This window comes from Duganella sp. P38, from assembly GCF_050859475.1.
Taxonomy (GTDB): Bacteria; Pseudomonadota; Gammaproteobacteria; order Burkholderiales; family Burkholderiaceae_D; genus Rugamonas.
Map to the genome: position 1 here is coordinate 5,032,182 of NZ_CP193936.1, position 13,697 is coordinate 5,045,878.

The following is a 13,697-nucleotide window of genomic DNA, read 5'->3' on the forward strand; positions in this document are numbered from 1 at the left end:
AGAATCGGCTAGTGCGGCGCGCGCGGATACGCGACAATAGAGGACGGCAGCGCCATTCCGCCCTGCCGCCTCTATCCTGGATTCCGCATGAGCACCGCCAACCTGTTACGCCTTATCCTGCTAGCCGCCATCTGGGGCGGCTCCTTCCTGTTCATGCGCATCGCCGCGCCGGTGCTGGGTGCTGCGGTACTGATCGAATACCGCGTACTGTTCGCCGCCATCTTCCTCGCCATCGTCGGCGTCTTCCTGAAAAAATCGCTGGACTGGAAGCAGCACTGGAAGCACTACTTCATCCTCGGCCTGTTCAACTCCGCCCTGCCCTTCCTGATGTTCGCCTTCGCCGCGCGCACGCTGTCGGCCTCCGTGCTGGCGGTGCTCAACGCCACCACGCCGCTGTGGGGCACCTTGATCGCCGCCGTGTGGTCGCGCACCATGGTCAGCGGCAAAGTGCTGCTGGGCCTCGCGCTGGGCACCTGCGGCGTCGCGCTGCTGGTCGGCTTCGATCACGTCAGCACCAAGCCGGGCGCCGGCATCGCCATTGCAGCCGTGCTGTTCGCCTCCTTCAACTACGGCATCGCCAGCAACTACGCCAGGCAGGCCAAAGCCGTCGAGCCGTTCGCCAATGCGCATGGCTCGATGTGGGCCTCGGCGCTGATGGTGCTGCCGGTGGTGCCGTTCTTCCCGGCGCCGGGAGAGCACACCGTCGGCATCATGGGCGCGGTGATCGCGCTGGCGGTGCTGTGCAGCGGCGTGGCCTACCTGATCTACTTCCGCTTGATCCAGGACGTCGGGCCATCGTCGGCGCTGACGGTGACTTTCCTTAGCCCGCTGTTCGGCATCCTGTGGGGCGTGCTGTTCCTCGGCGAGACGGTCGGCTGGTACACCTTCGCCGGCGCCGCCATCGTCATCACCGGCACCGCGCTGGTGACCGGCTTCCGCTTCAGGAGCCGCGCGGCATGAAGCCCTACGCGATCGAACTGCCGGCGGATTATCGCCTGGATGACGTACTGGCCTTCCACCGCCGCGACGCCGAAAGCATCGCTGAACAAGTCAGCGCCGAACGGCTACGCAAAGGCGTGCTGCTGGACGGCGTACCGGTGCTGCTCGACATCGCGCTGCCGCCCGCAGGCACCGCCACGCAAGCCGCAGCGCGCGATCAGCGCCCAACGGCAACCGCGAAAGTCTCGCTGCATGCGGATGGCACACTGGGCGCCGCCGGACGCCAACAGGCGCGCGACGCGGTGTTGAACATCCTCGGCCTGCGTATCGATCCCGCGCCCTTCTGCGCCTTCGTCAAAAAAGACAAGCTGTTCGCCGCGTTGGTCAAACGCCAGCCCGGCCTGCGCATCGTCCAATCGGCCACCGTGTTCGAGGCGCTGACCTGGGCCATCATCGGCCAGCAGATCAACCTGTCGTTTGCGATTGCGCTGCGCCGCACCTTCATCCTGCAAGCGGGACGCCAGCACAGCAGCGGCCTATGGTGCTATCCGGACGCCAGCAGCGCCGCGTCGCTTTCGGTGGACGACCTCACCACCCGCAAATTCTCGCGCGCCAAGGCCGAAACCCTGCTGCGCCTCGCCCAGTTGGTCGCCAGCGGCGAACTGCGGCTCGACCTCGCGCAAGACAACAGCATTGGACAAATCTCCGCGGCCCTGCTGGCCGTAAAAGGCATCGGCCCATGGACCGTCAACTACGGCCTGCTGCGCGGCTACGGCTACGCCGACTGCTCGCTGCACGGCGATGTCGCCGTGCGCGCCGCGCTGCAAACACTGCTCGGCGAAGACACCAAGCCTGACATCAAGCGCACCGAAGACATCCTCGCCCGCTACAGCCCCCACCGCACCATGGCTGCGGCGCACTTGTGGGCCAGCCTGCATCCGCGCGGCTAAATTCCACTTGAGCCTCACGTAACGTCAGGCTTTACGCTCTTCTTATCAACCACAAGGAGAGCACCATGCACAAGCCCAGCGCCTGGGTCACCGCCACCGCCCGCGCCGCACACCAGCTATACGACACGCCGCTGATCCTCAACGATCCGCTGGCCCTGCGCATTCTCGGTGCCGAACGCGAGGCCGAACTGCGCGCCGACGCCCAGCGCCAGCAGCATCCTCTCGCCGCCGCGATGCGCGCCACCATGGCCGTCCGCGCCCGGCTGGCGGAAGATAGTGCGGAAGGCGCACCGCAGTACGTTATCCTCGGCGCAGGGTTGGATACGTATGCTTATCGGCAGCCGTCGCTCAGCATGGATTCCCGCCTGCGCGGGAATGACGGGGTGGGGGTGGCCCGCATTTATGAAGTCGACCTGCCGGCCATGCTGCAATGGAAGCGCGGCTGCCTGCGCGATGCAGGCATCGCGGAGCCGGCGCACGTCAGCTACGTCGCCGTCGACTTCAGCGGCGACGCGCTGATGGACGAGCTTCAACACGAAGGCTTCGACGCCGCGCAACCGGCCTGCTTCTCGTGGCTTGGGGTGAGCATGTATCTCAAGCCGGATGACGTTATGCGCACGCTGGGCGATATCGCCAACTGCGCGCCTGGCAGCAGCATCGTCTTCGACTACTGCGTGCACCGCAAGCACCTCGGCGATGATGAACGCGCCGGCCTCGATTTCGTCGCCGCCTCGCTCGCTGCGCAAGGCGAGTACCTGCACAGCAGCTTCGAGCCGCAACTGCTGGAACACATGCTGCGGCACCACGGCTTCCACCGCATTGAGCACTTCGGACCTGAAGAACTGGCCGCGCTGTACGGCCCGCGCCTGAGCGGGATTTTTCGCCTGATCCGCGCGACGGTTTAAACTAGCGCGCATGGAAAAAAGCGTTCTCAAAATCGGCGAACTGGCGGCGCGCTCCGGCCTGACTGTCCGCGCGCTGCACCACTACGACGACATCGGCCTGCTGACGCCATCGGCGCGCGCCGATTCCGGCTACCGCCTCTACAACCGGGACGACGTCGCGCGCCTGCACAAGATTCAGGCGCTGCGCAAGTTCGGCATGTCGCTGGCGGACATCGCCACCTTCCTCGCCAGCGACGACGCGCAATTTGCCGACATCGTCGCCCAGCAGATCGCCGCGCTGGATCAGCAGATCAGGCAAGCCACCACGCTGCGCGAACAACTCGGCCGCCTGCAACAGCAAATGCGGGGCGACAGCGATCCCGCACTGGAAGACTGGCTCGGCGCGCTGGAACACATGAAACTCTACGAACAATACTTCACGCCCGAAGAACTGCGCCGTCTGCCCTTCTGGCAGCAGGACGCACGCCGCAACGCCAACTGGCGTGGCATGACGGAAGAACTGAGCTCGTTGATGGCACGCGGCGTGCCAGCCGACAGCGACGAAGCCAGCGCACTGGCGCAGCGCTGGATGGAAACGCTGGAGCAGGAGACCGGCGCCGATCTGAAATTCGCACTGCGCATGACCGCCATGCTCAAGCAGCAGAAGGAGGCCGGCGAGCATTCGCCCATCAGTCAAAAGGTGCGGCAATATATTTATCTGGGCGAAGCGTTCATGGCCCGCAAGATGGCCATCTATGCCAAGTATCTGACCGCAGACGAAATGCGGCAACTGCGGGCCACCACCAGCAGGCAGACCTCCGACGAATCGACGACGCTTTACCTCAACCTGCAACGCCAGATGGACAATGGTGTGCCGCCGGAGGACCCGACATCGCAATCGCTGGCGCGCGAATGGCAGCGCATGATGCGCGAGCGCATGGGCGACAGCCCGGACATGCAGGCAAGAATCGACCTCGCCCACGACAACGAACCTGAACTGCTGCGGGGCACATGGGTCAGCGAAGCCACCGTCGACTACATCCGCAAGGCCGTGGCTGCTTGCCCACCTGTTTGATCCGGCATACAGTGAAGGTCCATTTACCGCCATATGATGGTGCGCTATGGACGAGCATCTCAACAATCTGTATGACGCGGATTTCTGCCGGTGGGCATACCGCCAGGCCGAGCAGCTGCTGGCGCGCGATTTCGAGCGACTTGATCTGCCCAATCTCATCGAGGAACTCGACGCCATGGGCGATCGCAAGCGGGACGCACTGGAGCACAGGATGGAAGTGCTGCCCATCCACCTGCTCAAATTCCAGATCCAGCCGGATCATATCAGCGGTAGCTGGATTGGTACGATCGTCGAGCAACGCAAGCGCATCCACCGGTTGCTGAAAAAAACGCCCAGCCTGCGCCGCACAATGGATGACTGCATCCTCAACGCTTATGACATGGCGCGCGATCTGGCCGCGTTGCAGACAGGCTTGCCGCCAGCGATGTTCCCACCCGGCGTAAAAACACATAGAAAAGATGCTATACGGCTTCCTCAATCAAGCTGTATCCCGAGCGACTGTCGGGCCAGTCACGGAGCAAGCTATTCACACATCGTCACCGCATCCGGCAAAGCATCGCGCGCATGCCAAGCATCGCGCCACTGTTGGACAACTTGATCGCAGCGGCATACACGCAAGCAGCGGACCGTCTGACCGCCAGGGCCAGGCTGTCACGCTCCGCGCTGCCGGAAAACCTGCCCTACACCAAGGAGCAATTACTCAATCAGGACTTCATGCCATGGACGACCATCTCAACAACCTCTACCAAACCGATGCGCTGATCTGGACCGATACCCAGATAGCCCTGCTGCGCGCCGGCAAATACGATCAGCTGGTCACCTGCTCAAATACCAATATCAGCCGCAACGGATCTGCAGGCGCTGGACGCATACCATTCACAACCACCAGGCTGCCGCCGTCGATCTTTCCCCGAAAGTGCGCCTTTACCAAGCGGCAAATCCTCGACGAGGACTTCTTTCCGGGCGAAAACGAAAAAGCCGCTGATCCCTGACGGTATCAACGGCTTTGGAATTTGGTTGCGGGGACAGGATTTGAACCTGTGACCTTCGGGTTATGAGCCCGACGAGCTGCCAGACTGCTCCACCCCGCGTCTGATAGGCAGTATTATAGGGCAGATCGGCCGTTTAGGCAATATCAATCCCTAAAACAAGCGCGATAGATCGAATAAATGCCAAACCTGCAGCCCCGCGCCCATGCCGTGCGGGCGGCAATCGGTGTAAAGTAAGCATAAAACCGACTTGAACGATTGTTTATGAAATACTGCTCCGAATGCGCCTCCCCCGTCAGCCTCAGCATCCCGGCCGGCGATAACCGTCCCCGCTATGTGTGCGCCAACTGCGCCGCCATCCATTACCAGAATCCGAAAATGGTGCTGGGCGCGATTCCGGTGTGGGAGCGCGACGGCGAACTGAAGCTGCTGCTGTGCAAGCGCGCGATCGAGCCGCGCTACGGCTATTGGACGCTGCCGGCCGGCTTCATGGAAAACAACGAAACCACGGCCGAGGCGGCCGCGCGCGAAACCCAGGAGGAAGCCGGCGCCAACATCAAGCTTGGCAATCTGTTCACGCTGCTCAACGTCGCCCACGTACACCAGGTCCACATGTTCTATCTGGCCGAGCTGCTCGACCTCGACTTCCAGCCCGGCGAGGAAAGCCTGGAAGTGCAACTGTTCAGCGAGCAGGAGATTCCGTGGGACGACCTGGCTTTCCCCACCATCCGCACCACGCTGGAACTGTTTTTCGCCGACCGCGTCAAAATCCGTGAAGGCGGCAGCTACGGCTTCCACACGCAGGACATCACGCGCGCCATGCGCGCCGACATCGAACCGACGACGTGACGCGGCACCCATGATTCCGTGGCTCGACACCCATACGCCGTTCCCCGACGTGGCCACCGCGCTGACGACGGACGCGCCCGGCCTGCTGGCCGCCGGCGCCGACCTGTCGCCGCAGCGATTGCTGATGGCCTACCGGCACGGCATCTTCCCGTGGTTCTCCGAAGGCCAGCCCATCCTGTGGTGGAGCACCGACCCGCGCATGGTGCTGATGACGGACCAATTCCGCATCAGTGATTCATTAAAGAAAACCTTGCGCAAAGTCCAACGCAGCATGGAGCAAGGCGGGCGCTGGCAAGTGCGCTTCGACAGCGCCTTCGAGCAAGTGATGCGCGCCTGCGCCGCGCCGCGCCGCGACGGCCCCGGCACCTGGATTTCAGAAGAGATCATCGCCGGCTACAGCGGCCTGCACAAGATGGGCTACGCGCACTCGGCCGAACTGTGGCTCGATGGCGAACTGGTCGGCGGCGCCTACGGCGTCAGCATCGGCCGCATGTTCTATGGCGAATCGATGTTCGCGCGCGTCACCGACGGCTCGAAGATCGCCTTGTCCTACCCGGTGCGCTTCCTGCGCCAGCACGGCGTGCAGATGATCGATTGTCAACAGGAGACCGGCCACCTGGCCTCGCTGGGCGCGGCGCCGATACCGCGCGCGCAATTCCTGGCGCATCTGCGCAACAGTATTGAATTGCCGCAGATCACTGTATGGGAACCGATTGCACCACTCGCCCCAGCCAGTTAAGCTAACATAGAGACTCAACCCTGCCGATAGGACGTGCATGACGTACCTGAACGACCTGCCCTTCGCCACGCTGCAGTTTTACACCACGGCGCCCTACCCTTGCAGCTACCTGGACGCGCGCCAGGCGCGCTCGCAGGTGGCCACGCCGTCGCACCTGATCAACGCCGACGTGTATTCCGAACTGGTCAAGAACGGCTTCCGCCGCAGCGGCATCTTTACCTATCGTCCATATTGCGACGGGTGCCAGGCCTGCATTCCGGTGCGTGTGGTGACCGACGACTTCAAGCCCAACCGCACCCAGCGGCGCGCGTGGATGAAGCACGGCGAGCTGATCGCCGGCGTCGCCACGCTGTCCTTCTCCGACGAGCATTACGACCTCTACCTGCGCTACCAGAGCCGGCGCCACGCCGGCGGCGGCATGGACCAGGACAGCCGCGACCAGTACGCGCAGTTCCTGCTGCAAAGCCGCGTCAACACCCGGCTGGTGGAGTTCCGCGAGCCGGGCGGCACGCTGCGCATGGTCAGCATCATCGACGTGCTGTCGGACGGCCTGTCGTCGGTGTACACCTTTTTCGACCCGGATGTCGAGGGCGCCTCGTACGGCACCTTCAACGTGCTGTGGCAGATCGAGCAAGCCCGCGAGCTGAAGCTGCCGTATGTGTATCTGGGCTACTGGATCCGGGAAAGCCCGAAAATGAGCTACAAAACCAACTTTAAACCGCTGGAAGCGCGGATAAAAGGCGTGTGGAGCGTCATGGACGCCTGATAAAATACGGGCGAATTACACACCAACCGCCCGCCCATGTCCAAATTCCTGTATTCCCTGGCCCGTCCGATGCTGTTCTCGATGGACGCCGAAGCCGCCCACCACTTCACCCTTCCCGCACTGAAGCGCGCGGCCGCGCTGGGCCTGACCAGGCTGGTCGCCCAGCCCAAGGCCGATCCGCGCACCGTGATGGGCATCACCTTCAAGAACCCGGTCGGCCTTGCCGCCGGCCTCGACAAGGACGGCGCCTACATCGACGCGCTGGCCGACCTCGGCTTCGGCTCGATCGAAGTCGGCACCGTGACGCCGCGCGCGCAGCCGGGCAACCCGCAGCCGCGCATGTTCCGCCTGCCGGAGGCGCACGCCATCATCAACCGCATGGGCTTTAACAACGGCGGCGTCGACGCCTTTGTCGCCAATGTGCAGGCCTCGCGCTTCTACCAGAACAAGGAAGGCGTGCTGGGCCTGAACATCGGCAAGAACGCCGCCACGCCGATCGAAAACGCCACCGACGACTACCTGCACTGCCTGGAGAAGGTCTACCCTTACGCCAGCTACGTCACCGTCAATATCTCGTCGCCCAACACCAAGAACCTGCGCCAGCTGCAAGGCGGCTCCGAGCTGGACGGCCTGCTGAGCACGCTGAAGGACCGCGCAGCTGCGCCTGGCCGACCAGCACCAGCGCTACGTGCCGCTGGCGCTGAAGATCGCGCCGGACATGGACGGCGACCAGGTCAAGAACATCGCCGACGCGCTGCTGCGCCACAAGATCGACGGCGTCATCGCCACCAACACCACGCTCAACCGCGACGCCGTCACCGGCATGCTGCACGGCGCCGAAGCGGGCGGCCTGTCGGGCGCGCCGGTGTTCCAGTTCTCGAATACCGTGATCCGCCTGCTCAAGGCCGAGCTGGGCGACGCGCTGCCGATCATCGGCGTCGGCGGCATCATGCAGGGCGCCGACGCGCGCGTGAAGATGGAGTGCGGCGCGCAGCTGGTGCAGCTGTATAGCGGCCTGATCTACGCCGGCCCGGCGCTGATCAAGGATTGCGCCGACGCCGTGCGCGGCCACTAGCAGGAGCCGCCGATGGACAAGGTACAACTCGGTAGCAGCGATCTGCGGGTCAGCAAGATCTGCCTCGGCACGATGACCTGGGGCGAGCAGAACACCGAAGCGGAAGCGCACGCGCAGCTCGACTACGCCATCGAACGCGGCATCAACTTCATCGACACCGCAGAGATGTACCCGGTGATGACGCGCGCGGAAACGCAAGGCGCGACCGAGCGCTACATCGGCACCTGGCTGAAGAAGACCGGCTTGCGTCACCAGGTGGTGCTGGCCACCAAGGCGGCCGGCCCCAACGCCAGCATCGGCTGGATACGCGGCGGCCGCGCGCGCAACTTCGACGCCGCCAACCTGAAGGCGGCGGTCGATACCAGCCTGCAACGGCTGCAAACCGACCATATCGATTTATACCAATTGCACTGGCCGAGCCGCAACGTGCCGGTGTTCGGCAACAATGTGTTCAATCCGAAGCATGAGCGCGCCTGTGTGCCGATCGAGGAAACGCTGGCGGCGCTGGGCGATCTGGTCAAGGCCGGCAAGATCGGCGCCATCGGCATATCGAACGAGTCGTGCTGGGGCGTGAACCAGTTCATCAAGCAGGCCGAGATGAAGAACCTGCCGCGCATCGCCACCATCCAGAACCTGTACAACCTGACCGCGCGCCACTACGAAACCAGCTTGCTGGACGAGACTTGCTACCGCGAGAACGTCAGCCTGCTGGCGTACAGTCCGCTGGCTTTCGGCCAGCTGAGCGGCAAGTACATCGACGATCCGAAGGCGCACGGCCGGCTGACGATTTTCCCGGCCAACTGGAGCCCGCGCTATGTGCGTCCCGCTACAGTCGAGGCAGCGCGGCGCTACGCCCAGCTGGCGCGCGAGCACGGCCTGACGCCGGCGCAGCTGGCGCTGGCGTGGTGCTATTCGCGCTGGTTTGTGGCCTCGACCATTATTGGCGCCACCAGCGTGGAGCAGCTCAAGCACAATATCGACGCCTACGCCGTCGCGCTGCCGCCGGAGCTGGTCAGACAGGTTGACCTGATCCACGCCGAAATCACCAACCCCGGCCAGTAACCCCGCCCCCGTCATTCCCACGCAGGCGGGAATCCATAGAGCGCGTGCATGTTGGCGCGCAGTCAGCATGGGTTCCCGCCTGCGCGGCAACGACGGGGCGACGTTATATCCAGAACTTGAATATGATTAGTCACAACGATTAGTGGGCAGCATACGCGCCTGCTGATATGCTTTTTGCTATCCATACTTTCAAGAGACACCCGATGCTACGTCCCCTGCTGCTGACCAGCCTGATTTCCTCCGTCGTCCTACCCGCCTTCGCCCAGGAACAACCCGTCGATGGCGAATTGCAGTCCATCGTTGTCACCGGCACCTACGCCAAGAACCGCCGCACCATCGACACCGAGTCGCCGGTCGACATCATCGGCGCGCGCGAGCTGCAAGCCAGCGGCTCGACCGAGCTGGCCACCGTGCTGGGCCGCGTGCTGCCGTCGCTGAACTTCCCGCGCCCGTCCGGCGCCGACGCCTCCGACGCGGTGCGCCCGGCGCAACTGCGCGGCCTGTCGCCGGACCAGGTGCTGGTGCTGGTCAACGGCAAGCGGCGCCATGCGTCGGCGGTGGTCAACGTCAACGGCACCCAGGGACGCGGCTCGGCGCCGGTGGACCTGAACGCGATTCCGCTGTCGGCCATCGACCACATCGAGGTGCTGCGCGACGGCGCCGCCGCCCAGTACGGCTCCGACGCCATCGCCGGCGTCATCAACATCATCCTGAAAAAAGGCGCGGACGGCGGCGATGCCGAAATCGGCTTCGGCGAGTACCAGGAGCGCGACGGCAAGCAGGTGTCGCTGCGCGGCTCGACCGGTTTCAAGCTCGGCGAAGACGGCTGGGTTCGGCTGGCGGTGGACGCCGCCGACCGCGATCCGACCAACCGCGCCGGCGCCGACTACCGCTTCCCCAACGACCCGCGCTACGGCCAGGTCAACCAGCGCTTCGGCGATCCGGACACCAAGCCGCGCACGCTGTTCGTCAACGGCCAGTACCGCGTCAGCGACAATATCGACTGGTACGCTTTCGCCAACTACGGCCAGCGCAAGACCTCGGCGGCGGCCACCTGGCGCAGCTTCGGCCGCAGCCCGGTGTTCCCGGAGGGCTTCCTGCCGCTGGAAAACAGCAAATCGACCGACAGCGCGCTGGTGACCGGCCTGCGCGGCGAAGCCAGCGGCTGGCGCTGGGACCTGAGCGCCAACTACGGCAGCAATGAATTCAAGCTGGACCTGGACAACACGGTCAACCTGTCGCTGGCCGACAGCCCGACCCATTTCTACGCGGGCAAGCTGAAGAACACGCAGGCGCTGCTGAACTTCGACGTCGCCCGCGAATTCCCGGTCGAGGCCTTCAGCGGCCCGCTGACGGTGGCGCTGGGCGCCGAATACCGCCACGAGGAATATGAAATCGGCGCCGGCGACGCGGCCTCGTACAGCGGCAGCGGCGCGCAGGGCTTCTCCGGCTTCCGCCCGGTCAACGCCGGCAGCAACAGCCGCCACAACCAGTCGGTCTACGCCAACTTCGAGGCCGAGATCAGCAAGCAGCTCTCCGCCTCGGCCGCGCTGCGCCACGAGCGCTACAGCGACTTCGGCAACACCACCTCGGCCAAGGCGTCGACCCGCTACGCTTTCAACGACGCGGTGTCGCTGCGCGCGACGGCCTCGTCCGGCTTCCGCGCGCCGTCGCTGGCGCAGCAGTTCTACACCATCACCACCACCAATTTCTCGGTGGTCAACGGCGTCAACACGCCGATCGAGACGGGCACGTTCGCGGTCGGCAGCGCCGCCGCCGCCGCGCTGGGCGCCACGCCGCTGAAGGCCGAGAAGGCGCGCAACTACAGCCTCGGCCTGCAGTTGCAGCCGAGCCGCAACTGGACCGCGTCGATCGACGCCTACCGCATCGACATCGACGACCGCATCGCGCTGTCGGCCAATATGACGCTGAACCCGGCGCTGCAAAACACGCTGGCGGCGCAGGGCATCCTGGTCGGCGCCGGCCGCTACTTCACCAACGCCATCGACACCCGCACCACCGGCGTCGACCTGCTCAGCACCTACCGCTGGGAAACGCGCGACGCCGGCCGCTTCGACTTCACCGCCGCCTACAACCACAACAAGACCAAGCTGGAACACGTCAACGCCAATCCGGCCATCCTGAGCGCCAACGGCCTGACCTTGATCGACCGCCAGACCATCAACCGCCTGACGGTCGGTTCGCCGAAGGACAAGTTCAGCCTGGCCACCGACTGGTCGCTGGCCAACTGGGGCGTGCGGGCAGTGGTCACGCGCTACGGCAGCTTCACCGTGCCGCAGAACAACGCGACGCTGGACCAGACCTACGATCCGCAATGGGTGCTGGACCTGTCGGCCAACGTCAAGCTGGGCAAGAACTGGCGGCTGACGGTGGGTGTCGACAACGCCACCGACCGCTACCCGGACCAGGTGACGTCGGCTGGCAACCTCAACACCAACGGCATCTACCCTTACAGCGGCTGGGCGCCGAACGGCTTCAACGGCCGCTACTACTACGCCAAGGCCGGCTTCAGCTGGTAGCGCGCAAGGGCGCGCAGGCGCCGCTCGGCGCATAAGTGGCGCATAAGTGGCGCTAAGGGCCGCGCGCCGGCGTGGCGCAGACGCGCTGCGGCGGCCCGTTTGCAGCGGCGCCTACGCAACGACCAGGTGGCGTGGCGCGGGACGCGGCGCGGCCGGCGGCGGTCCGCCCGCCAGCTTGAACACGCTGACGGCCTGCGCCAGCAAGTCCGCCTGGTCGCGCATGCTCTGCGCGGCGGCGGCGGCCTGCTCCACCAGCGCCGCGTTCTGCTGCGTCACATCATCAATCGACACAATCGCCTGGTTGACCTGTTCGATGCCGGTGCTCTGCTCGCTGCTAGCCGCGCTGATCTGCTGCATGATTTCCGCCACCTGCCGCACCGACTGCACGATGCTTTCCATCGTGCTGCCCGCCTGATCCACCAGCGCCGTACCCGCATCCACCGTTTCCACCGAGCGCCCGATCAGCTCCTTGATCTCCCTGGCGGCCGAGGCCGACCGCTGCGCCAGCGTGCGTACCTCCGACGCCACCACCGCGAAGCCCCGGCCCTGCTCGCCAGCACGCGCCGCCTCCACCGCCGCATTCAAGGCCAGGATGTTGGTCTGGAACGCAATGCCATCGATCACGCTGATGATGTCGACAATCTTGCTGGAACTCTCCTTGATCGCGCCCATCGTGCTCACCACCGCGCCCACCACCTGCCCGCCCTTGCTGGCGTAATCCGAGGCGGCCACCACCAGCCGGGTAGCCTGCCGCGCGTTCTCCGCATTCTGCGTGACGGTCGAGGTCAGCTCCTCCATCGACGACGCCGTTTCCTCCAGGCTGGACGCCTGCTGCTCGGTGCGCGAGGACAAATCCATATTGCCGGTGGCGATCTGGTTCGACGCGGTGGCAATCGTATCGCTGCCCTGCCGCACCTGGCCGACCGTGCGCGCCAGCGCATCGTTCATATCGATCAGCGCGCGCAGCAGCTGTCCGGTCTCGTCGGAAGAATGCACTTCCATGCGCATGGTCAGGTCGCCGCCGGCCACCGCCTGCGCCATGCCCACCGCGCGGTTCAGCGGCTGCGTGATGCTACGCGTGATGACGTAAATCACCCACGCCGCCAGCGCGGCCGCCAGCACCGTCAACACCAGCATGGTGTTGCGCGAGCTGGCATACGATTGTTCGGCCACCGCCGCCGTCTGCTCGATCGCTGCGTTTTGGTATTTGACCAGGTCGGTCAAGGCGTTCAGATAGGCGGTCTGCTCCTTGCGCACCGTGGTCAGCAGGTATCTGACCGACTCGTCGCGCCGGCCGGCATCGGGCGACATCTTCAGAAACACGCTTTGCACCACCACGTATTTTTCGCGCGCGTCCAGCACAGCCTGGAGTTTGGCCTTGCCTTGCGGATCGTTGTCATCGGCGATCAGCTTGCCCAGCTTGTCGAGCCGTTCGGCATTCTCCACGCGGCGTTTCTCGACGCGCTCCAGTTCCGCGCTGACCACGGCCGGATCGCTGGACAGCATGGCGTTGCGCATCGCGCGGGCGACATCGTTCAAGCCGCCTATCGTTTCGTAAGCCAGTATGACCTTGGGAACTTTGTCGGCAGCCAGGTCCTTGGTGTTGGCATTCAGCTTGCCAAGATTGCTGATGCCTTCGATGGAGATGCCGATCATGAAGATGATGGCCACGCCCAGACCGGCCGCCAGCCGGTAGCCGATTTTCCAATTGCCGAATCCCATTACGCGCTCCCGGATATGGTTGCAGGAATCCAGTATATGGCTGTTCCGATACGAAAATTAGAAAATTTACACGACTGTTTTGCCGCCGCCACACTCATGTGACGGCG

At 64.5% G+C, this 13,697-nt stretch carries 13 protein-coding genes, 1 tRNA gene and 1 pseudogene; 13 read left to right on the top strand and 2 right to left on the bottom strand.

Annotated elements, in window-relative coordinates:
- Positions 1–87: 87 nt before the first annotated feature.
- The 7 genes from ACRQ5J_RS23400 to ACRQ5J_RS23430 all read left to right on the top strand — a co-directional run bounded on the left by ACRQ5J_RS23400 (position 88) and on the right by ACRQ5J_RS23430 (position 4,840).
- Entirely contained in the window at positions 88–960 is an 873-nt protein-coding gene (locus tag ACRQ5J_RS23400) for a DMT family transporter (RefSeq protein ID WP_432380240.1), read from the top strand.
- Positions 957–1,889 (top strand): DNA-3-methyladenine glycosylase family protein, encoded by a 933-nt coding sequence (locus ACRQ5J_RS23405; protein WP_432380242.1) that lies wholly within the window; start codon positions 957–959, stop codon positions 1,887–1,889. Before ACRQ5J_RS23400 ends, ACRQ5J_RS23405 begins: the two co-directional genes overlap by 4 nt.
- Before the next feature lie 65 nt (positions 1,890–1,954).
- On the top strand, positions 1,955–2,794 hold the full coding sequence (locus tag ACRQ5J_RS23410) for a class I SAM-dependent methyltransferase (protein ID WP_432380244.1): 840 nt from the start codon (positions 1,955–1,957) through the stop codon (positions 2,792–2,794).
- A 10-nt stretch (positions 2,795–2,804) separates the two neighbouring features.
- Positions 2,805–3,848, top strand: coding sequence for a MerR family transcriptional regulator (locus tag ACRQ5J_RS23415; protein WP_432380246.1), 1,044 nt, complete (start codon positions 2,805–2,807; stop codon positions 3,846–3,848).
- A gap of 46 nt (positions 3,849–3,894) precedes the next feature.
- Complete coding sequence (locus ACRQ5J_RS23420; protein ID WP_432380248.1) at positions 3,895–4,446, top strand: DUF29 domain-containing protein; 552 nt, start codon at positions 3,895–3,897, stop codon at positions 4,444–4,446.
- The gene (locus ACRQ5J_RS23425; protein ID WP_432383715.1) at positions 4,392–4,610 is read left to right on the top strand and encodes a DUF29 family protein; all 219 of its coding nucleotides are present in this window, start codon (positions 4,392–4,394) and stop codon (positions 4,608–4,610) included. Before ACRQ5J_RS23420 ends, ACRQ5J_RS23425 begins: the two co-directional genes overlap by 55 nt.
- Positions 4,568–4,840: a hypothetical protein gene (locus ACRQ5J_RS23430; RefSeq protein WP_432380250.1), complete on the top strand. Its 273-nt coding sequence runs from the start codon at positions 4,568–4,570 to the stop codon at positions 4,838–4,840. Before ACRQ5J_RS23425 ends, ACRQ5J_RS23430 begins: the two co-directional genes overlap by 43 nt.
- 22 nt (positions 4,841–4,862) lie before the next feature.
- Here ACRQ5J_RS23430 and ACRQ5J_RS23435 read toward each other — a convergent pair.
- Positions 4,863–4,939: transfer RNA gene (locus tag ACRQ5J_RS23435), tRNA-Met, on the bottom strand.
- 162 nt (positions 4,940–5,101) lie between these two features.
- On the opposite strand from ACRQ5J_RS23435, the gene ACRQ5J_RS23440 reads away from it, so the two are divergent.
- The 6 genes and pseudogenes from ACRQ5J_RS23440 (at position 5,102) to ACRQ5J_RS23465 (ending at position 11,868) form a co-directional block, all read left to right on the top strand.
- A complete protein-coding gene (locus ACRQ5J_RS23440) occupies positions 5,102–5,686 on the top strand; it encodes an NUDIX hydrolase (RefSeq protein WP_432380251.1) in 585 nt (194 codons plus the stop codon).
- Between the two features lie 10 nt (positions 5,687–5,696).
- Entirely contained in the window at positions 5,697–6,425 is a 729-nt protein-coding gene (gene aat, locus ACRQ5J_RS23445; RefSeq protein WP_432380253.1) for a leucyl/phenylalanyl-tRNA--protein transferase, read from the top strand.
- 37 nt (positions 6,426–6,462) lie between these two features.
- A complete protein-coding gene (locus ACRQ5J_RS23450) occupies positions 6,463–7,191 on the top strand; it encodes an arginyltransferase (RefSeq protein WP_432380254.1) in 729 nt (242 codons plus the stop codon).
- Positions 7,192–7,227: 36 nt separating this feature from the next.
- Positions 7,228–8,266: pseudogene (locus ACRQ5J_RS23455) on the top strand (quinone-dependent dihydroorotate dehydrogenase).
- 12 nt (positions 8,267–8,278) lie between these two features.
- Entirely contained in the window at positions 8,279–9,328 is a 1,050-nt protein-coding gene (locus ACRQ5J_RS23460; RefSeq protein WP_432380256.1) for an aldo/keto reductase, read from the top strand.
- 203 nt (positions 9,329–9,531) lie between these two features.
- Complete coding sequence (locus tag ACRQ5J_RS23465; protein ID WP_432380258.1) at positions 9,532–11,868, top strand: TonB-dependent receptor plug domain-containing protein; 2,337 nt, start codon at positions 9,532–9,534, stop codon at positions 11,866–11,868.
- Between the two features lie 111 nt (positions 11,869–11,979).
- On the opposite strand, the gene ACRQ5J_RS23470 is transcribed toward ACRQ5J_RS23465, so the two are convergent.
- Entirely contained in the window at positions 11,980–13,590 is a 1,611-nt protein-coding gene (locus tag ACRQ5J_RS23470; protein WP_432380260.1) for a methyl-accepting chemotaxis protein, read from the bottom strand.
- Between the last annotated feature and the right edge of the window lie 107 nt (positions 13,591–13,697).